Source organism: Bowmanella yangjiangensis (assembly GCF_018531185.1).
GTDB lineage: Bacteria > Pseudomonadota > Gammaproteobacteria > Enterobacterales > Alteromonadaceae > Bowmanella > Bowmanella yangjiangensis.
This window is the reverse complement of sequence record NZ_JAHDJU010000001.1, coordinates 621,137-640,589: the sequence shown is the minus strand read 5'-3', so window position 1 is coordinate 640,589 and position 19,453 is coordinate 621,137. Positions and strand designations below refer to the sequence as shown.

Below are 19,453 nucleotides of genomic sequence, written 5' to 3'. Positions count from 1 at the left end.
TTGCGTGTTGGTTCGCTAGTATCTCAAAGCCCAGTTAGTAGATGTTTTTATGCCAAGTTCAAAATCAACTAAAGAGCCAAACTAGCACTGATAGTAGCGGCAACTTTCCGGCAATAAGAGAGTAGGCAATGAATGGATTTCTCCCCAAACTAACGATGTACAGGTTCTTATTGCTTGGATGTTGGGGGCTGTTTCTAACAGCCTGCTCAGACCCTACTCCGCATACAAACGCCGCTAAATTAAATGAAGCCCCTGCCAGCGCAGCGGAAAGACTAAATCAGGCCTTTGATTCAGTAACCGCAAATCATGAGTTTATGGGCAACGTGGCATTACTGCATAAGGGTGAGTTGCTATTTAGCCGTGCAACGGGGTTTGCAGACATCAGCACTAAGCAGTCAGCTGATATGGGCACTAAATATCGTCTAGGCTCAGTGTCTAAAACCTACACCGCAGTATTGATTTTTAAAGCCATTGCCGAAGGGAAGTTAACCCTTGAGCAAAAGGTTGATGCTTTTTTTCCTGAACTTGAAAATGCCGCAAAAATTCGTGTTGCCGATTTGCTGCAGCATCGTAGTGGTATAGCCAGTTATACAAAAGATCCGCGTTTTTTTAAGTACCACACTATGCCTCAAACCCGCCAGCAGATGCTGCAGATGATATTCAGTTACCAAAGTGACTTTGAGCCTGGAAGTAGCGCTGAATATAGCAACTCCAATTACTTTTTACTGGCCTGTATTCTGGAAAAGCTTCACGGCAAACCACTGGAGCAAATACTCCAAGAGCAGATAGTCATGCCTCTTAGCTTAACAAGTACTTACCTGGGCAATCAGGTTACGCCAGAGCAAAATGAAAGTTACTCCTATCGTTTCGAAGCCGGCTGGCAGCTGTTACCACAAACTGATATGTCGGTAACCTTAGGTGCGGGTGATGTAGTCTCTACAGCCACTGAAGCTGCATTATTTTTAGACGCCCTTTTTAATGGGGGTCTAGTGCCAGAGCAACACCTTACCACCATGCAAGCAATTAAAGATGGATTTGGTATGGGCATTATGCGTTACGACCTGGCCGGTCGTGTTGGTTTTGGTCACCGCGGCACCTTGGATGGGTATCGCGCGACAGCAATACATTTTCCGGATGACAAGGTAACGCTGGTTGTTACCTCTAATGGCGAAAATGACAACATTAATCTTGTCTACGAGGCCTTACTTAAAGCATTTTTTAATGATGCGATTCTAGCGGTAGCGGCTGATGAGCTGGATAAGTATGTTGGTACCTACGTTTCGAACCCAGATAAGTCAGACAAAGTGGTATTTATCCGTGATGGTAATCAATTGGTGCATGTTATTCAGAACGAGTTTAAAGAAGCCCTGACTTACAAAGGTGAGCGCCAGTTCTTGTTCGAGCAAATGTACGGCCCTGCGATTTTATTTAGCTTTTCTGAGAATGGCGCTGAGCTGCTGATGGAGCAGGACACATTCAGTGGCCGTTTTACCAAAGAGTGAGACAAGATAAAGCCAATGGCAACTTAAGCGGCGGACAGTTTTCTCTTTACTATGCCCTGAGGCCCTTCATACGGTATTGGTGAAAGCAATGCAGCAGGTATCAATAGTTGTTATACGCCAATAGCACAGAATCCATTGATTCTTCGCTTCTCCAAACAATCTATTTACATTCACGCATCAATACATAGAAACGGGTCGTGGAGTTTGGCAAGATAGCAACAGAACAGGAAAGCTCAGTTCAATAAATAAGGATCCTCATGAACCCCTTTAGTGCTATTGCCCGCAGATACCGAGACTGGAAATACAGGCGTAATGACTGGCGCATAGTGCAGGATATTAGCGCACAACGTTTTACTGAAATCTTACAAGCCCATTTGGATAATGGCTGGGAGATAACAGATAACTACCAGGGTTTTGACCCTGCTATGGCAAAGTGGCATTGCCAACTAAGAAAAGGTACCAGTTGCCTGAGATGCCGCTGGCAGTCAGGTGCAGGACATATATTCGGCCCAGCCCGAATTTTGAATGGCCTTGGTGAGGATTTCGGTTTAACGGTATTTACCACCCCTCAATAGTGCTTGGAGAGCAGTTATTTATTCAAGGCCATCCCGCGAGGCACCAGCAATATTCGCTTAGCAACTAGATGACCTGAACAGGTGCGGCTCATGATGCCTTGTTCTAACAATCTTAGGCGGCCAATGAAAATTGAATTCACCGAGCAACAAAGACGCCGAGTTAGTTTGAAACCTTGTGCTGATGGGCTGCCCTTCCAGCTACAAGGCTTGCCTTTCCCCATCGTCTAACAATCGGTAATAAACACCATTTTCTATCAGCAGCCCCTGCGAACTACCTGACGGAATTTGGGCTCGGTAATCACGAGGCTGCTGCACATCAATGGCATACACCCGGCCATCATACATTTTGCTCACCCGCCATTTCATCGTATGTCCGACAACTGCCGTATCGGCATTAAACTTCTGCAGCCCACGCTCCACCTCTTCAACTGACAGATCGCCAGAAAAGTAGCCGCGGTACCAAGACGGCCCGTTCTCGGTGGAGAGCAAAAACTCTTGATGTCCATCATTCACACCAGGTACGTACACTTTGCTGTAGTTGGCTCTGACGATGTCGTTGACTTGCTGCAGGGTAAAGTCCATCTCTGCCAGGTAGGGATGAATTCCGCCATGCACAAACAGTGTGTTATTAATCCGCTCCAGGGTATTTTTGCTGGCTAACCAACGTCCTAATAAGGAATCAGGGCCATACAACTCGTCCTGTCTTTTACCCAGCGCACCAGCAACATAGAAATATTTGAACGCCGCTTTTTGAAAATTGCCCTGCAGATTTTTAATTTCATGGTTACCCAAAATAAAATGCACCATACCACCCGCGTCTCTGGCTTCCTGTTCAAGCTTGTAGATAAGCCACAACACTTGTGTGGTGGAGAATCCGCGGTCGACAAAGTCACCAACCAACACCAGATGCCCTTTGCCAAACGCCCAGCACAGGCAATCATTGATAACCTTATGGGCAAGCAAGAAATCCCTGAATCCCTTAAAGCCGCCTTCCACATCGGAAATAGCGATGATCTTCTGCTCGGTTTTATATTCCACTGGTGGCGGCACTATCTGGCTATGTAAGCTCAACTCAAAACGACTGTTATCCAAGGGAAAGTGCACTTCGGCGCGCACCGTCTGGTCAAATGCATAGGCTCTACTGTCAATATGAAAACCCGATTGGCGGTCACCTCGAATGTAATTGACCTGCATCTGCTCATCGCTAAAAAAGACATGCGGCCCCTCTCCGTCCAGCTTTGCCATTAGTGGATCATCACCAATGTTCACTGAACCACCGAATGCAATGATGCCGATAAAAGACAGCGTAATCAGCACCAGTATCGACGCTACAAAATTACGCAGTGCCCGCCAGATTCGAGCTTTCATCGGACAACCCTCTCAGCTTTTGACAGGTTATTGGCGAGTACACTCACGACTCTGGTGGTCAGAAAGCCAATCACCAGTGAGACAGCCAGCGCCAGGGGAATAAACCACCAGCCTAATAACTCATCGCTGGCCGGATAAGGCTGACTGAGCGCACCTATAACAAAGCTATTGCCCCCCGCCGTAGACCATACGCCAACACTCAGGGGCTCAATAAACTTATATACGCACAGGCCGAGTAAGCCGATAACCAGGCTGTAACCAAACACCGCCATGGAAATAATCAGCCCCTTGGTGGCACCCCGCTTAACCAGTTGAATAGCTTTGAATCCGGCAGGTGGGGGCGCGCCGTTGAGGATGTGTTCAACATAACGTTGTGCTAACACTCTGGGCTCGCCAAAGCCAGCAAGCACACGCTGAACCTCGGCAGGCCGGCCGTTTTCATCTTGTTGCTCTATGGCATCGTATATATGGCTTTCAATTTCGCGGATCACTTCATCCACATCTGCCTTATCCAGTCTGGCCAGGTATTTTTCTAAACTCTTTAAATAAGCATGAATGATTTGGTGTTCTGACATTTTTGTTCTTCCCATTTCAACCAAAGTTACTTGGTAAGTATTTGATTTATATCCTGCATGGACTGCTGCCAGCGCTCATTAAGCAGCGTCAGCTTTTGTCGCCCAAGATCGGTCAAGGTGAAGTATTTTCTGGGCCTGGTGTCCCCCTCCTGTTGCCAGTAGGCGCTAATCACACCGTCACGTTTGAGCCTGTCCAATAGCGGATACAGGGTGCCTTCGGTTATTACCAGCGAAGGATAGCCGTGCAAAAAATTCAGTAACTCCAGGCCGTACCTGGTCTGGTTATCCAGCGCAGCCAAAATAGCCAGCTCAAGGGTGCCCTTTCTGAGCTGGGCCTCCCACTTAGCAATAACGTCGGTCAATTTATTCATTTTAACTATGTATAAAATCATACTATGCAATACATAGTAACTTTGTAATGCATAGTTTTGAAAAATGCAAAAACATTTTTCCTTTAAGAAGGTTGGGAATGGCGCATCATGGATAGCCGAAGGAGAGGAGCGGCAATACAGCGAAGCAAAAAGTGGTGTGCCCAAGGTCGCTCAGGTTACTCTGGTCAGGTGTACCTGAACCCCGTTAAACCAAGGTGTTTGCCGATATCTGACGAGGCAAATTGTGCTGCAGATCCGAATACAATGAGTTAGCTAACCAGCCTATGCTCCTCGCTAAACACCTTGTTACAACTAACTACCCTGGTCGATGAAAGTTTTCAAAGCTTTGATTGCTCTGTAAGCTGAACAGGTTTTTTAAGCCGTAATAAAATCAACAACACAACAAAGGATAGTGACAATGAAAAAGCTTTTATGCGCGGTGAGCCTTGCCTTGGGTGTCAGTGGCTTTGCCATGGCCGACAGCCTCGACAGTGCCATTAACGGTGCCCAGCGCACTGCTGATTATCAGGCCCGTGACCAGTATCGTCATCCAAAGCAAACCCTGGAGTTCTTTGGTATTAAGCCAGATATGACAGTAGTGGAAATCTCCCCCGGTGGTGGCTGGTACACCGAGATCCTGGCTCCTTACCTCAAAGATAGTGGTACTTACTATGCCGCGGGCTTCGATCCTGAGTCCGAGGTGAAGTATTACCAGAATGCCCACAAGCGTTTCAGCGAAAAGCTGGCCGCCAACCCGGATATGTATGGCAAGGTGCAAGTCAGTATCTTCCAGCCACCGGCAAAGTTGGATATCGCTCCGGCCGGCAGTGCAGATATGGTGCTGACCTTCCGCAACGTACATAACTGGTATATGAATGGCGGCGAAGAGAATGTGCTGGCAAGCTTTAAAGCCTTCGCCAAGGCCTTGAAACCGGGCGGCGTATTAGGTGTCGTTGAACATAGACTGCCAGCCGATCGTCCTGCATCAGACCAGGACCGTAGCGGTTATATGCATCAATCTTTTGTCGTAAACATTGCTGAGCAAGCGGGATTCACCCTGGCTGCTGAGTCAGATGTGAATGCCAACCCCAAAGACACAGCCGACCACCCCAAAGGCGTATGGACCTTACCCCCCAGCCTGCGTTTAGGTGAGGAAGATAAGGCCAAATATCAGGCCATAGGTGAAAGTGACCGTATGACCCTGAAGTTCGTCAAGAAATAAGCTTTATAAGCGCCGCTATGCGGCGCTTTTTTTATATCCCTAGACATAGGCTATCCCATACTGACAATGGCTTTGCGAAAACGCGAGAGGGCAATCCCGAAAAACACCATACCAATCGCCAGTAACACCAGTAGCAGTGGCCAGGCCAATTGCCAGCCAGCCCCCCGATACAAGATATCCTGCGCCAGCGACACATAGTGAGTGGACGGCGACAGTTGCATTATCCAGCGCAGCCAATCCGGCATACTTTCTTGCGGTGTGGTTCCGCCAGAGAGCAAATACATCACCACCACCACAGGGATCACTAATAAGCCAAACTGCGCCATAGTGCGGGTCAGCGTGCCGAGCATGATACCCAGCGAGGTAACAGAGAACAGATACAACGCAGTGGCGAGAGTAAATAACAGCACCGAACCTTGAATGGGCACACCCAACATTTGATGCACCACCAGGGCCAAAGACAGTAACGTCGCCACTAGAATCACCAGACCGTTTGCCCAGACTTTAGCCAGCATAATCTCCGCGGGGGTTACCGGCATCACCAGCAAATGCTCTATAGTGCCGTGTTCCCGCTCACGGATCAGCGCAGCCCCGGTGAGAATAATGCCCAACATGGTCACACTATTAATGACCTGCATCACCGAGTTGAACCAGGCCGAATCAGCGTTCGGATTAAACAGTTTACGCACCTCCAGCCTGACCGGCAGGCCAGCTGCGAAATCCAGCCCTGGCGCCAGATAAGCCAGGCTTTCGGCCTGAATAATCTGCTGAATATAAGTGGCACCATTGCCCGCCTGAGTCATGGCCGAGGCATCTACATTTAATTGCACCTGGGGCCGTTTTCCCTGTAGCAAGTCCCGTTCAAAATCAGGAGGGAACACCAGCACAAAAACAAACTCTCCTTGCTCCAATACGCTGTCCAGTTGCCGGGCAGAGATCTTCACAGCGCTCTGGAACTGAGGGGCTAACAAAGCTGAGGTGATTTGCCTGGATAGCGGTGAGTCATCTTCATCCACTACAGCTACCGCGGCATTGCGCACTTCAAAATTTACCCCGGTGGCCACGGTATACACCGCCACCGAAAAAATATAGAAGATCAGACCCAGCAGTACAGGATCCGCCTTGAGGCTGAACAGCTCTTTTACGCCTAATTGCCATACATGACGCCACTGCATACTCAGCGCTCCTGCTTATGCAGACCCAGCCACGCCAGCCAGGTAAAGAGTACAACAAAGCCCGCCAGCGCCAGCAGATTGGGCCACAGCTGAGTAAAGGACAAGGCTTTAGTGAAACTGCCGATACTGATTTGCTGAAACCAGGCAGAGGGAAACGCCAAGCCCAGGTAGCGCCCAGCCCCTTCCAGCGATGACACCGGGGTTAACAAGCCGGAGAAATTCACCGCCGGTAGAATACTCAGCACCGCAGCAGCAAACAGCGCCGCCACTTGTGTCTGGGTAAAGGAGGACAGCACCAGACCAAAGCCGGTAGTCGCCGTCACATACAGCAGCGCACCTAAACTCAGCACCCAAAACGAGCCTTTTACCGGCACTTGAAACACCAGCAGCGCCATCAGCATCAGCAGCAGATAGCTGATAAAGGCAATCAGCACGTAGGGCGCTTGTTTACCCAATAAGAACTCCAGCCGCCTTGTGGGAGTGGATTGAAAGTTGGCGATTGAGCCAGTTTCTTTCTCCCGCACAATGCCGAGCGCGGTCATCATGGCTGGGATCAAGGCTAACATTAGCATCACCACCCCTGGCACTATGGCAAAACGGCTTTCAAAGGCTTGATTGAAGTGAAAGCGACTCTGCACTTCTACCGGCATGCTGAGGCCAGCTGATTGCGATTGCCCAGCCTGCAAACGGGTTAGTTCGCCAAGCAACACGGCATTCAGATAGCCTGCACTGGTTTCGGCCTTAAACGGCATAGCACCATCAATCAGAGCGCCAATCTGCGGCTGCTGGCCACTCATTAACTGCCGTCCGAATGCCGGGGGGATTTCCAGCAGCAAACTCAGTTCGCCTGTGCGCAGCTGATTTAACCCCTCATTAATATCGGCAGGGGCGGGTTGACGGGTAAAATAGTTTGAGCCATCCAGCCCTTCCAGCATCACCCGGCTTTCCCTGGACTGATCATAATCCAGCACCCCGTAACGCAAATTATCCACATCAAATGAAATGCCATAACCAAAGGTGAGCATAAGCAGTAGCGGACCCAGTAAAGCAAACATTAAACGTATTGGGTCTCGCCGGATTTCCAGGCTTTCCCGCCAAGCGTAGGCCCACCAACGTTTCAGCGCATTTCTCTGCGGTGATACCGTCTTGACTTGCGGTACTTCACTTTCCCAATTGGCGTCTTGCACCCGGCCCTGGGTTTGCGTATTGGCGGCTTCTTCCAGATAGGCAATAAAGGCCTGCTCAAGACTTACAGCGTTACGATGCGCGGTTAGCTCGGCAGGGCTCCCCACCGCCAGCACTTTACCGGCATGCATCAATGAAATACGGTCACAGCGCAGCGCCTCATTCATAAAATGGGTGGAAATAAAAATGGTGACGCCCTGTTCGCGGGAAAGCCTGAGCAACTGTCGCCAGAATTGATCCCGCGCTACTGGATCCACGCCCGAGGTGGGTTCATCGAGGATCAATACCTGCGGTTCATGCAACACCGCCACCGCCAGTTGCAGACGCTGCCGTATCCCCAGTGGCAGGCTTTGCGGCAAGCTATGCTTTACCTGAGAAAGCTCAAAGTCCACTAAAAGCTGAGCAATACGCTGCTTGGCATAAGCCTCATCCAATCCATACAAGCGGGCGTGCAAGGTCAGGTTATGCAACACAGAAAGTTCCGCGTACAAGGAGAAACTCTGTGACATATAGCCGACCTGCTTACGGGTTTGCATATCCCCGGCATCCGGCAAACGCCCGAATAATCTGGCCTCCCCACTGGAAAAGGGTAACAGGCCGGTCAGCATCTTCATGGTGGTGGTTTTACCGCAGCCATTGGAGCCGAGAAAACCAAAGATCTCTCCTCGCTCGATACGAAATGACACCTTATCCACTGCCACGAAATCGCCGAAGCGACGCGTGAGCTCCTTAGCTTCAATAGCTGGCGGACCATCAAAATTCCCGGGCGGGGTAACCTCAACGGCCTGGTGATGCTGGCGTTTACTGTCCGGCAACAGGGCAATAAAGGCTTGCTCAAGATCCTGACTGGCGGTTTTCGCCAGCAACTGCGCCGGACTGCCGGTGGCAATCACCTGGCCATCATCCATGGCCATCAGCCAGTCAAAGCGCTGCGCTTCTTCCATATAGGCGGTGGCGACCAGCACACTCATAGTTGGTCTGGCCGCACGAATTTCATCGATAAGTTGCCAGAACTGACGTCGGGAAAGCGGGTCCACGCCGGTGGTGGGCTCATCCAGCACCAACAAGTCCGGATCGTGGATAAGCGCACAGCACAGCCCGAGTTTTTGTTTCATACCGCCAGACAGTTTACCGGCAGGACGATCCAGAAACGGGGCCAAGCCGGTCGCCTCGGTCAGTCGGTTAATGCGCTGTTCGCTGGCCTTGTGGCTTAAACCGAAAAGCTGGGCAAAAAAACGCAGATTTTCCTGCACGCTCAGGGTGGGATAAAGATTTTTACCCAATCCCTGCGGCATATAGGCAATACGAGGTAAAAGCTGACGGCGGGCGCGTGAAGTGGCCATATCTTCGCCAAGCACCTGCAACCTTCCCTGTTGCAAGCGTTTCACGCCACAAATCAGCGCCAGCAGGGTGGATTTACCCACCCCATCAGGGCCGATGATTCCCACCATACAGCCTGCTGGAATGGACAGACTGAGAGGTGTCAGTGCAGGCTGCTCGCCATAGCGATGCGCGACGTTCTCCAGGTAAACCACGTCACTCGAAGAGGTTAGCTGGCTCATGGCAAGTTAACGTTGAGGCTGTCTGGCCATTGGATATCCGCCGACTCACGCACATAGGCCATACCGCGCACACCGGTTTTGACCTTCTCCTGATATTTCTTCAACAGCGCCGGATCAATAGCCAGTTTAACCCTGAACATTAAGCTGTCACGGGCATCGCGGGTTTCCACTGACTTAGGAGTAAACTGCGCATCGGCAGCAATAAAGCTGACCTTGGCCGGCACCACGTAATGGGGAATGGGATCCAGGATCAGGCGCGCTTCATCATTGATACCCAGCTTACCTACCACATCTGCTGGCAGAAACACCGTCATATACACATCAGAGAGATCAAGCAAGGTCACTACCCGGCCACCGGCCGCCAGTACTTCTCCGGCCTGCGCCAGTTTATACTGAACCCGGCCACTGCCCGGCGCGTGAATTTGCGTGTCATCCAGCAGACTCTGCAGCTCCTGTTGGGCGGCTTTCGCCTCATTGACACTGGCCTGCAACCGCTCAGTACTGGCATTGGCCAGCCTCAATGCCGCGGAGGCTGAGTCAAACTGGGCGCGGGCCTGATCCAGCTTATCTTGTGACAATAACTTTTTTGCCACCAGGGCCTGAATGCGTGCCAGCTCCGATTCAGTCAGGGTCAGTTGGCTCTGGCGCTGCTCGGCACCCGCTTTTGCCTCTTCCACGGCCAACAACGCCTGCTCGACCTTAGACTGCACTTCGGCCTGCTTGGCGACAAGCTGCTGGTTATCAATGCGAGCCAACAGATCACCGCTTTGTACCATTTGGCCCTCTTGTACCAACACTTCCTCTACCCGTCCAGCCACCTTGCTGGCCACATCTATCTGAGTGGCTTCCAGGCGGCCGTTGGTCGTCACTATACCTTGTGGCAAATCTGGCTGATTCCACCACCACAGTCCGGCGGCAACGGAGACGATTGCGATAGCAAACAGAGCGATGTGTTTTTTACTTGCCATGGATAACCCTATCCTTGTGTTTCTTCAGGTACAAAGGAGCAATTGAAGTGTCACTCTATCAGGTTTTTGCTGACAGGTTGTTGACATCAAACAAGGTTTTTAAAAGCGGCAAAAATGCGATACAGCAGCCGGAAGAATACCGGCTGCTAAATATGAGTAGATGCGAAGTTATCTGAGGCCCAGTTCAATATCACGGACAATATTATTACCGGTGAAGATGGGATGATCCTCAACCTCGGGCTCCAGAGCAAAAAATTTACGGTCTTCTTCTGCCAGGCCCTGATATCCGCCAATAACCTGATAAATCCAGACTTCGGGATCAAAATCCAGCCCTTGCTTGGTCAGGTATTGCAGGGCTGTCAACCGCTGGCCTGTATCAATAACCTCACAGAAGTAGGCTTCCACCGCCTGGTGAATGGCTTTGTCGTCCAGTTCCACCTGGCCCTGATTTTCAACCTCAATACTCTGTGCAGCACGCTGTTCATCGATGGGTTTGTCTGCACGGTGCAGGGCTTTAATGCGACCCACCAACAGCAGCAAGTCCTGTTCGTGATCAACCCGATTTACATCCACTGCCGCCGGTTGTAACAAGGGCTTGGCCAGATTAAATAAGGCTGGCACCTGACTGTGGTTAGCATAATTCGCCGGAGCAAAGTCAGGCTGCTGCTCCATATGCAGTAAAAAGCCCTTAAGCAGCCGGGTTTTGCCACGAAATTCACGGAAACGCCCCAGTAACTCCAACAAACGAGACTGCGCGATACTCAGTTCCTGGGTACAGCGCGCAAAGCTTTGCTGCAAAGCCACCACCAACAAATGGCGCAGTTCACGTATGCTGCCAGCCACTTCAGACAGTTCGTCGAAGCGAAACATCTCCAGTTGGCTGAGTAATTCGGACACCTGACTTTGCGCCAGCTCGTTTTCCCGTATCTTGGCATCAATGGAGGCCACATAGCCAAACTCGTTATTGATCCGGCTGAACAGGGCTCGCACGCTATTGCCCAGAGATTCGGTCAGGGCATAAACATGCTCGGACAAGTCGTTCATATGTGCCTGAGCTTCGGCATAACGATGGTGAGCCAGGGCTTCCTTATAGTGCTGCGCCAAGGTTTTCAGGCTGGCCAGAGTCGACCCTATGTTGGTGTCTATCTGCCGATTGCGCTCATCCTGTAAGCTACCTTCCAGTAACGTACGGACAGCTTTCTTTAACCTAAGCGGGCCACCAGCCTCCGGGCGCCATAAAATCCCCAGCTTTTTGAGGTTATCCACCGCGCCGGGGCTGGCATCGCCTTCATGTAGGGTGCCACTTAAGTACACCTGCATGATCAGATCAGCATTGCGCGACAAGGCGTTAAGCAGTTTTACCCCGGCCTGATGCAGGTTCTGGTTCACAGCAGGCTCCCCTGAGCAATGGCAGACTCAGCCTGCTCTGCCAGTGACAACGCTTCGGTTTCATCGATAAAGCGCAGCACTTCGTACAGATAATCTATTTTGCCGGTAGCAATATAAATCTGCTTGTCAGGGTTAGGTCTGAGCAGGTAACCCAATTCCGTTAAACGCTTGAACACCAGGTTAAGCTGACCAACCACCTCGGTACTGTTGGAATTAAACAACCGGTAACGCGCAATTTTAGCCAGTTGCTCTTTATAGGCTGGCGTGTCTTCGATAGTGGTTTGCAGTTCATTAGAACGAATGGTGCTGCCCTGCGTTACAGGAACGTCCGAGCCACTGCTTTGCTGCACTAACAACAACCATTCCACCAAGGGCAGTAAGCCTGCGGCAATTTCCTGGAACTGACTGGATAAGACTTTTCGCTCACCATCACCCAAAGTGCGGTAAGCAGCAAAATAGACCTGCCCATCGGCAGCCGATGACAAGCTGCGATTCAGCGTGCCTAGGTACTGGTCCACCGCCTCAAAATTGGCACTTTGCTTCAGATAACGCCAGCCGTCTTCATCACTGATTTCGCAGATAAAATCGCCAGACAGCAAACGTTCTAAAATACGACCTTGTTCACTGATCATGCGCTTTTCTCCTGCTCTTGATTACGTTGACGCAAGCGCTCACTAATGGCGCTGACCTTGGGCTGTACCACTTGCAGTTTGCGGCTTGCTTTATCGATAAGGTAGCGGTTATCAAACAAGGTCAAGACTTCGGACTCCGGATTCGGGAACGCGCCAACAACAGAGATATTGTTGTTCTGACAGGCATCGAAAATCTTCTTCACGTTGCTTTGGTGCAAGGTACCCAACTCGTCAATCGGCCAGTGGATCACCGCATCCGCCTTACCACGCAACAAGCGGGTAAAGGCTAGTAGAAACTTACACAAAATCAGGTAAGCCATACCATGGCTGGACGACTCGTTAAGCTGACGGTCGGTACGAATCACCAGGTCGCTCTTGCCTTCCCTCAGCTGCAATTCAATATCCAGCAGCTTACCAATGCCACCGGCCAGTGCCGCGCGACCAAGAATGTCCATCACCCGGCGCATACTCATGGCATAGTCATCGGGCGGTAGATCAGCGGCACCATCTTCCAACCATTCCTGATACAAACGATTAAACTGAGTTAGCTCAGGCCAGAACTCCAGCTCGCTGATGCGGGAACGAATACGCACGGCCGAGTCTGAAACGCCATCCAGGAACAGCTCTTCTTCCACTTCCTGACTAATACGACGGCTTTGGGTGACGATACGCTTGTCGATATCTTCCAGTACCTTGTAGTACTGACTGAGGTCGGCACCAAAGGTACGGCCCAAATCCCGCAACCCTTGCAGTTTTTGCGGGATCAATACATTAAGTAACTGATCCAAATGACTGACCAGACGGCGATGCTCCACAGTGCGTACGCCCTGGGCATTGACTACCGCACATTCTTCTCTGGAGCGCTCCCAGGTTTCGGCCAAGCCGGTACCGGCCTGACTGGCGATCAGAGAATCAAAATGCTCTACATAGGCCTTGATGTCGCTGAGCAGTTTGTCACGGCCTTGTAGCAATTGCTGACCTTCACCCAAACGCTGGCCGATACTAGCTTTATCCGCCGCCACCTCGGCTTTAGGCAGGCTTAGGCGGTTTAACTGCGCATGCAGATTCTTAACATCCAGCTCCTGCTCACGGGCATTTTTCAGTAACTGCTCCATCTGGGTTTGCAGTTCTTTTAACTGAATACGCTGCTCTTTGTAGGCCCCTTCCTGCTTGGCCAGTTCACGTTCCGATTCCGCCAGCACCTTACGGGCGCGAGCCAGGCCTTGCTGCCAGGTGACCTTGTGCTGCAGATACACAGTGGCATGCCAGTGCTCGTAATCTTTCACTAGCCCACGGCTTTTCTCGGTTTTCAGAATGTCGGCTTTGAGGGTCTCAATCTGCTTACGCAACGCGGCGATTTCGTCCACATCCACGCCACGTTTGGCCAATTCATTTTGCAGCCACAGCTGTGCCTGCTTCTTGTCATTGGAGGCTTGCTGACGGCTGTGTTGAATATGCTGCTCAACCTGCGTGATCTGACTACGTAAATCGTCTGTCACCTGCTGCCAATGGAACTGCAGCTCGGTTTCGGCGTCACGCTGCTGGTCACGGATTTCAGCCAGAGCTTGCTGTTGCTGGCCTTCGACCTGCTGCTGACGCTTTTCATTGTCCTTCAGACGGTCTTTGTTCTGCTGCTTACGTTCCGCCAGGGCCGCACGATACTCCTGCAGTAGCTGCTCTTTATCCTGTTGCAAACGCTTACGGTTGGCTTCCAGGGTACGCTGTTCGCTGTCAGCCTGGGCTTGTTTCAGTTCCTGATTACGCACCGCTTCAGATGCCTGTGCCAGCTTCTGCTCGGCCAGGTTCTGTTGTTCCACTGCTTCAGCCAGTAAACGCTGTGCCTCATCGAGCTGCGCCTGCAATTGCTGTTCACTGTGGGCATACTCAGGGGTATCCAGCAGGGATAAGTCCAGCTTCAGCCCAAACAGGCTGTCTTGGGCGTCACTGAATTGCGGTTTTAAATCCTGGCGGGATAACAGCTCGGCATTGATGACTTTACCCAGTGATTGCGGCCAATCCGGTAATTCGCGACGCACAAATTCCAGCAAACTGCCCTGGCCCGGATAAAGCAGCGCTTCAATCTTGTCAACCTGCTGCTGGGCCTTGGCAAACTGCTTGCGGGCCTGTTCCAGCTCATTGGCTGCCTGACCGCGTGACTTATTGGCCTGGCTCAGCTCCTGATTTAGGCGACGCTGTTTGTCACGCCCGCTGTCTTCCAGTTCGGCAGCTTCCTGAATGCTCTCTTCCAGCAGCACCACCTGGCTTTGCTCAAACTCGTTAAAACCGGCATTGCGCAGGGCCGCAGACAACTCTGCATGCTGTACTTTCAGCTCCTGCAAGCGCAGTTGATAGTCCTGCTGGGCAGTGCTCAGCTGCTGCTGGTAGTCCTGGCGCAGCTCAGCCAATTTGCGCTGTTCGTCGGTACGGGCATCGGCCAGTTTCTCTTTCAGTTCCTGCTGCTTCTCACCATAAAGCTCCTGCTCCTGGCTAAGCTTTTCGCTGATGCCAGCTAACTGTTTGTTATAGCTGGACTCCACATCCTGATGCTGATCGGTCAACAAGCTGTAGCGAGCCTGTGCACCATCTAACTGGCTTTGCCACTGCGTTAGTTGGTTGAGGTTCTTCTGCAGGCTTTCAATGTCTTTATCCTGCCAATCCAGGTACTCCTTTTCGACCCTTTCCAGATCGCTTTCATAGGTACGGACTTCGGCTTTGGCTTCGGAGAGTTGCTGATTCAGACCGTCACGGGTGATAGCCCAGTCGCTTTCCTGCTTACGCAGAGTCAATATGGTTTCTTCCAGCTTGCCATCATGCTGCACTATGCTGGCCGCCAATTGGGTCAGGTCCACTGAGAATTGTTGGCGCAGCTGTGCCAGGCGCAACTCACTTTGGCTTAACTCATGATTAGCCTGTTCCAAGCGGCTAAACTGCGGACGAATGGCGTCAAATTCCTTGATCAGGTGACACTCGCGGATCCAATCTTCCACCTTGTTGCGGCTCAGACCCGAGCTTGGCGGCTGTACGCCGTCCTCTTCCAAAATGGCGGCGATCATGGCCTTGATGGTTTCCATCTTGCCTTCACGGGAATGCACAGCTTTGGCCAATTTTTCAATATGACGCAGGCTCTGTTGCGCTTCACACAGCGCGAAAATGCGTGCATAACCCAGCAGTTCACGGCCATTGCTGGACGAGTTCATCACGCCACGATCATTCTGCAACACGGCACGAAAATCTTTAGTATTAAGCTGTTTGCTGACGGTAAAGCCGTTTCGCGCCAATGCCCTTGCTTGCTCAACAGCCGGCAGACTGGTGTGCTTACCGCTTTTGTTCTGGTACAGGTAGTCATCCAGATCAAAGCCCTTGGCAATGAAGCGATAATTGACACCATTACCTGTGGAAGTCAGTACTAACTGGCAAAGCTCTTCTTCACCACTGCGATATTCATAAATAATAAAGCTCGACTCGCGGGGTAAATACCAACGTTCGAAGCTATCACGAGTGGCTGGTACCACGCGGCTGGGATATTCGCCGTAAAAAACCGGAATCAAGCGCTGTAAGGTGGTTTTACCCGAGGCATTGGTGCCGCATATGTTGGTGTGACCATCTAGTTTTAATTCAACCACCCCTGGCAGGTGGGTATCAATCAGTATCAGGCGGACTAATCCAGGCATAAAGTTCCTTGTACACGGATGGCGTATCCATCCGGAGGCAGGCCGCATGGCCCATGGACTACAAACACAAACGGCTATTCTATACCAAGGCCGCGGGGGAATTCACTATAGTGTGTCACCTTGATAGATGAGCAGAATGAATGATACTGACATAGACGCTTTGTTGTTTCGCAAGGGATTACAGGCCATATGCATATCAGTCTTCTGTCTACACCAGCCCTGTTTGCCGCCTCTATCGCCATGATTCTTATGGTATCTTTACTGGTTCTGGCTTCCGGCTTGTATGAGCGCAGTCACCAGGCGTATGCCACCTTCTTTTTTCTATGCTTGGTGGTGTCGCTTTATCAATGGGCCACCTTTGAATATCACCAGCTTCAAGATCAGATTTCTTCCATCTACTGGCTGAAGCTGCAAACCGCTTGCTATATCGCCATACTGCCAGCGGCATATTTCTGCTTTGCGGTCTGGACCCGCCAGCAAAATAAAAAAATATGGCTACAACTGCTGCTGGGATGGTCGCTGGTTTTAGCCATATTGAACGTTATTCTGCCTTATGGCCTCAAGTTCAGTCGAATTGAACAGGTTGTCACCTGGCCTGGAGATGCTGGTTATACGCTGCAAAACTTTGTTGGCCCGCTACATTGGGCAGGAATACTTTTGCATTTGACCGGGCTGATCCTGATCTTGTGGCTGCTGTGGCGCTGCTGGGTATTACTGAACCAGGGCAAAAGGTTAATGGCCATAGGCATTAGCATCTTTGTGATACTGCTTTTTATCACCTGGCTGATTGCCGCTGGTATTCAAACCGGTCGCATCAATTCAGTACAAGTGGTCGGCTTTACCTTTAACTACTTTTTGATTCTGGTGTGCATTGATGTCGCTAAGCAATTACATCGCCAGCGAGAGAAACTTCAGTTGGCACTAACCACTAGCGAACGAGTTGCCGGAGCCCTGCAAGGGCTGATGCGCGGCATGGTGTATCAGGATGGCAGTAGCTTTTACGCCAATCAGGTTGAGCAATTACAACGGCTCTACCAGGCTGATATTTGCTTTATCGGGCAATTTGAAACAAATACAGAGAGGGCTACACAAGTACGAGTGTTAGCCATGCAAAAAGACGGTAAGCCTGTCGAGGGATTTGTATATCCGCTTAGCGGCTCACCTTGTCAGGGACTTGAAAAAAAAGAGAGCTGCACTTACTACCGCAATGTACAGCACACGTTTCCTGAGGATTCAATGTTGGCCCAGGAACATATTCAGGCTTACCTGGGGATGTCGGTTAAAGATGTCAACGGTAATCCTATTGGTGTAATAGTGCTGCTGTTTCGCCACGATGTAGAGGCCATTAGTGAATTTGAACAGACTCTGATGCTGTTTGCCGAACGCACCGCCGCAGAAATACAACGCGAACATGCAGAGCAGCGGCTAAAACGTGCGGCCTACACTGATAGTCTGACCAATTTGCCGAACCGTAAGGCACTGTGGGATTGGCTGACCAACCAACCCGCAGATACCTGGCAACGCTACCCAACTTTCCAATTACTGCTGATCGATATCGACGGCTTTAAAGAGATCAATAAACTTCACGGCCAGGCAATTGGCGATCGGGTATTACAGGAGGTAGCCAAACGCCTTAACGCCTATGCTAATGAAGGGGACATGCTAGCTCGTTATGGCAGTAACAGCTTTGCCTTTATCAAACAAGGCATTCCAACCGCCGACAACCCTATGATTAAGCTGCATGGCGAGACCATCGCGAGCCTGATCCGAACCCCCATTGAGCTTGCTGGCAGACAGCTTAAACTGGTTGCAAGCATAGGATCAGCGCAAGCGTGCCAGGCCAATAATCAGGAGGAATTGTTACACTTTGTCGAATCCGCCCTAAAACAAGCCAAAGAAGAAGGTAACGGCGGCATAAGGCGCTTTGACCCGGCCTTGCAGAGTCTGCTTGATGAACGCTTGTTATTAGAAAAAGAGCTGGCCGATTCAATTAAAAAAGGCGAGTTTTTCCTGTTATTTCAACCACAAACCACCTCCACTGGTGCACTGCTGGGCGCAGAGGTACTGATCCGCTGGGCGCACCCAGTAAAAGGCATGATTCGCCCCGACTTGTTTATCAGCGTGGCCGAAGAAACTGGCTTAATCCGCCTTTTGGGTCAGTGGCTATTTGATGCTGTGTTTCGGCAGATCCAGACCTGGCGAAGACTAGGTATTAGCTATCCCAAACATCTGGCCATCAATGTATCGCCATTGCAATTCCTTGATCCTGACTTTGTGGAAAACCTGCAAAAACAGATGCTGTACTACGATATCAACCCAGCAGAAATCGTGATTGAACTGGTGGAAACCGGTTTACTCAACGATAAAACCGGCACACTGCAGAAACTCCACAAGCTTCGTGAACTGGGTTTCAAACTTGCACTGGATGACTTTGGTACAGGTTACTCATCACTGTCCTATCTTAAAGATTTGCCACTGGATATTTTAAAAATCGATAAGTCTTTTGTGGATGATCTCCAAACAGACAGTACTCATAAGCTGGTCAGCGCTATTGTTGATATCAGCCATCATCTCGGCTTGGAAATCGTCTGTGAGGGTGTCGAGCAGCAATGGCAGGTTGAACATCTGCGTGACATGGGATGCAGACGCTTTCAAGGCTACCATTTTGCCCGTCCATTGGCCGCAGATAAACTTATACAGTGGCAATTTGCCGACGAATCATCCAACGCCTGACACCAGCTTTGCTTTAAAAGCGCCAGGCATAGGAAAGATTGATAAAATCCATACCTGGATTCTTGTCATTCAGCCCCCCATTAGAATAATGCATGTAGCGCAGGGACAGCGATTCTTTGTCTTCCAGTTGAAGCACCAATCCCAGACGATCTTCAAATTGGTAGTGGGAACCTATGTCTTTGTTGGCAAAACGGGTGTCATCCACCAAAGAAAAACCTATGCCAAATTCCCATTTCAATGGGTAGCCATACAAGGTGGTAAATTGTTTGCTGATCACTGGTGAAAGCGCCAACACCAAATTGTTTTCGTCGAAACTGTCGGCGCTAAACTCCCAAATGTTCAAACTCAGCTCAAAGTAAATATCTACTTCTCCGAGCCAGTCGATGCTGGTCAACTGTCCATAGTAAGGACGATAAGCCAGTCTGACGCCAGTCAGGTCCCCTTCGCCGCGCAACAAATCGATGGCAATGCCCTGGTCTGCCATCAGTCTGGGTGTAAACAGAAAAGCCGCCCCTATTAACAAAT

Annotated in this window: 14 protein-coding genes; 4 read left to right on the top strand and 10 right to left on the bottom strand. The window is 50.7% G+C overall.

The window, feature by feature from the left end; translation table 11 throughout:
• Positions 1-128: 128 nt before the first annotated feature.
• Entirely contained in the window at positions 129-1,502 is a 1,374-nt protein-coding gene (locus KJY73_RS02885; protein ID WP_214340143.1) for a serine hydrolase domain-containing protein, read from the top strand.
• Positions 1,503-1,759: 257 nt separating this feature from the next.
• Positions 1,760-2,077 (top strand): hypothetical protein, encoded by a 318-nt coding sequence (locus tag KJY73_RS02880; protein WP_214340141.1) that lies wholly within the window; start codon positions 1,760-1,762, stop codon positions 2,075-2,077.
• Between the two features lie 198 nt (positions 2,078-2,275).
• On the opposite strand, the gene KJY73_RS02875 is transcribed toward KJY73_RS02880, so the two are convergent.
• From KJY73_RS02875 to KJY73_RS02865, 3 genes are read right to left on the bottom strand one after another with little or no spacing between them, the layout of a single operon-like run.
• Complete coding sequence (locus KJY73_RS02875) at positions 2,276-3,445, bottom strand: metallophosphoesterase (protein WP_214340140.1); 1,170 nt, start codon at positions 3,443-3,445, stop codon at positions 2,276-2,278.
• The gene (locus KJY73_RS02870; protein ID WP_214340139.1) at positions 3,442-4,020 is read right to left on the bottom strand and encodes an HAAS signaling domain-containing protein; all 579 of its coding nucleotides are present in this window, start codon (positions 4,018-4,020) and stop codon (positions 3,442-3,444) included. Before KJY73_RS02870 ends, KJY73_RS02875 begins: the two co-directional genes overlap by 4 nt.
• A 26-nt stretch (positions 4,021-4,046) precedes the next feature.
• Positions 4,047-4,391 carry a PadR family transcriptional regulator gene (locus KJY73_RS02865; protein WP_214340138.1) on the bottom strand — a complete coding sequence of 115 codons (345 nt, stop codon included), beginning with the start codon at positions 4,389-4,391 and terminating at the stop codon, positions 4,047-4,049.
• Between the two features lie 472 nt (positions 4,392-4,863).
• On the opposite strand from KJY73_RS02865, the gene KJY73_RS02860 reads away from it, so the two are divergent.
• A complete protein-coding gene (locus tag KJY73_RS02860) occupies positions 4,864-5,613 on the top strand; it encodes a class I SAM-dependent methyltransferase (protein ID WP_408611358.1) in 750 nt (249 codons plus the stop codon).
• A gap of 50 nt (positions 5,614-5,663) precedes the next feature.
• Here KJY73_RS02860 and KJY73_RS02855 read toward each other — a convergent pair whose 3' ends face one another.
• The 6 genes from KJY73_RS02855 to KJY73_RS02830 form a co-directional block, all read right to left on the bottom strand.
• A complete protein-coding gene (locus KJY73_RS02855) occupies positions 5,664-6,788 on the bottom strand; it encodes an ABC transporter permease (RefSeq protein WP_214340136.1) in 1,125 nt (374 codons plus the stop codon).
• Positions 6,789-6,790: 2 nt separating this feature from the next.
• Positions 6,791-9,535 (bottom strand): ribosome-associated ATPase/putative transporter RbbA, encoded by a 2,745-nt coding sequence (gene rbbA, locus KJY73_RS02850; RefSeq protein ID WP_214340133.1) that lies wholly within the window; start codon positions 9,533-9,535, stop codon positions 6,791-6,793.
• Positions 9,532-10,503 (bottom strand): HlyD family secretion protein, encoded by a 972-nt coding sequence (locus tag KJY73_RS02845; RefSeq protein ID WP_214340131.1) that lies wholly within the window; start codon positions 10,501-10,503, stop codon positions 9,532-9,534. The genes rbbA and KJY73_RS02845 overlap by 4 nt, the downstream gene beginning before the upstream one ends.
• Positions 10,504-10,671: 168 nt before the next feature.
• On the bottom strand, positions 10,672-11,892 hold the full coding sequence (locus KJY73_RS02840; protein WP_214340129.1) for a phosphoenolpyruvate carboxylase: 1,221 nt from the start codon (positions 11,890-11,892) through the stop codon (positions 10,672-10,674).
• Complete coding sequence (locus tag KJY73_RS02835) at positions 11,889-12,524, bottom strand: condensin complex protein MksE (protein ID WP_214340128.1); 636 nt, start codon at positions 12,522-12,524, stop codon at positions 11,889-11,891. Before KJY73_RS02835 ends, KJY73_RS02840 begins: the two co-directional genes overlap by 4 nt.
• Positions 12,521-16,195, bottom strand: a complete 3,675-nt coding sequence (locus tag KJY73_RS02830; protein ID WP_214340126.1) for an ATP-binding protein — start codon at positions 16,193-16,195, stop codon at positions 12,521-12,523. The genes KJY73_RS02835 and KJY73_RS02830 overlap by 4 nt, the downstream gene beginning before the upstream one ends.
• A 189-nt stretch (positions 16,196-16,384) precedes the next feature.
• Between KJY73_RS02830 and KJY73_RS02825 the strand changes: the two genes are divergently transcribed.
• The gene (locus KJY73_RS02825) at positions 16,385-18,928 is read left to right on the top strand and encodes a bifunctional diguanylate cyclase/phosphodiesterase (RefSeq protein ID WP_214340124.1); all 2,544 of its coding nucleotides are present in this window, start codon (positions 16,385-16,387) and stop codon (positions 18,926-18,928) included.
• 13 nt (positions 18,929-18,941) lie between these two features.
• Here the strand turns inward: KJY73_RS02825 and KJY73_RS02820 are convergent, their stop codons facing one another.
• Complete coding sequence (locus KJY73_RS02820) at positions 18,942-19,412, bottom strand: acyloxyacyl hydrolase (protein ID WP_232848477.1); 471 nt, start codon at positions 19,410-19,412, stop codon at positions 18,942-18,944.
• Between the last annotated feature and the right edge of the window lie 41 nt (positions 19,413-19,453).

What these genes read in the sequence shown, in the direction of transcription:
- KJY73_RS02835 (WP_214340128.1), bottom strand. Translation starts at nt 12,524, where the DNA reads ATGATCAGTGAACAAGGTCGTATTTTAGAACGTTTGCTGTCTGGCGAT.
- KJY73_RS02870 (WP_214340139.1), bottom strand. Translation starts at nt 4,020, where the DNA reads ATGTCAGAACACCAAATCATTCATGCTTATTTAAAGAGTTTAGAAAAA.
- KJY73_RS02830 (WP_214340126.1), bottom strand. Translation starts at nt 16,195, where the DNA reads ATGCCTGGATTAGTCCGCCTGATACTGATTGATACCCACCTGCCAGGG.
- KJY73_RS02825 (WP_214340124.1), top strand. Translation starts at nt 16,385, where the DNA reads ATGCATATCAGTCTTCTGTCTACACCAGCCCTGTTTGCCGCCTCTATC.
- KJY73_RS02865 (WP_214340138.1), bottom strand. Translation starts at nt 4,391, where the DNA reads ATGAATAAATTGACCGACGTTATTGCTAAGTGGGAGGCCCAGCTCAGA.
- KJY73_RS02860 (WP_408611358.1), top strand. Translation starts at nt 4,864, where the DNA reads ATGGCCGACAGCCTCGACAGTGCCATTAACGGTGCCCAGCGCACTGCT.
- KJY73_RS02880 (WP_214340141.1), top strand. Translation starts at nt 1,760, where the DNA reads ATGAACCCCTTTAGTGCTATTGCCCGCAGATACCGAGACTGGAAATAC.
- KJY73_RS02845 (WP_214340131.1), bottom strand. Translation starts at nt 10,503, where the DNA reads ATGGCAAGTAAAAAACACATCGCTCTGTTTGCTATCGCAATCGTCTCC.
- KJY73_RS02820 (WP_232848477.1), bottom strand. Translation starts at nt 19,412, where the DNA reads ATGGCAGACCAGGGCATTGCCATCGATTTGTTGCGCGGCGAAGGGGAC.
- KJY73_RS02855 (WP_214340136.1), bottom strand. Translation starts at nt 6,788, where the DNA reads ATGCAGTGGCGTCATGTATGGCAATTAGGCGTAAAAGAGCTGTTCAGC.
- KJY73_RS02885 (WP_214340143.1), top strand. Translation starts at nt 129, where the DNA reads ATGAATGGATTTCTCCCCAAACTAACGATGTACAGGTTCTTATTGCTT.
- KJY73_RS02875 (WP_214340140.1), bottom strand. Translation starts at nt 3,445, where the DNA reads ATGAAAGCTCGAATCTGGCGGGCACTGCGTAATTTTGTAGCGTCGATA.
- rbbA (WP_214340133.1), bottom strand. Translation starts at nt 9,535, where the DNA reads ATGAGCCAGCTAACCTCTTCGAGTGACGTGGTTTACCTGGAGAACGTC.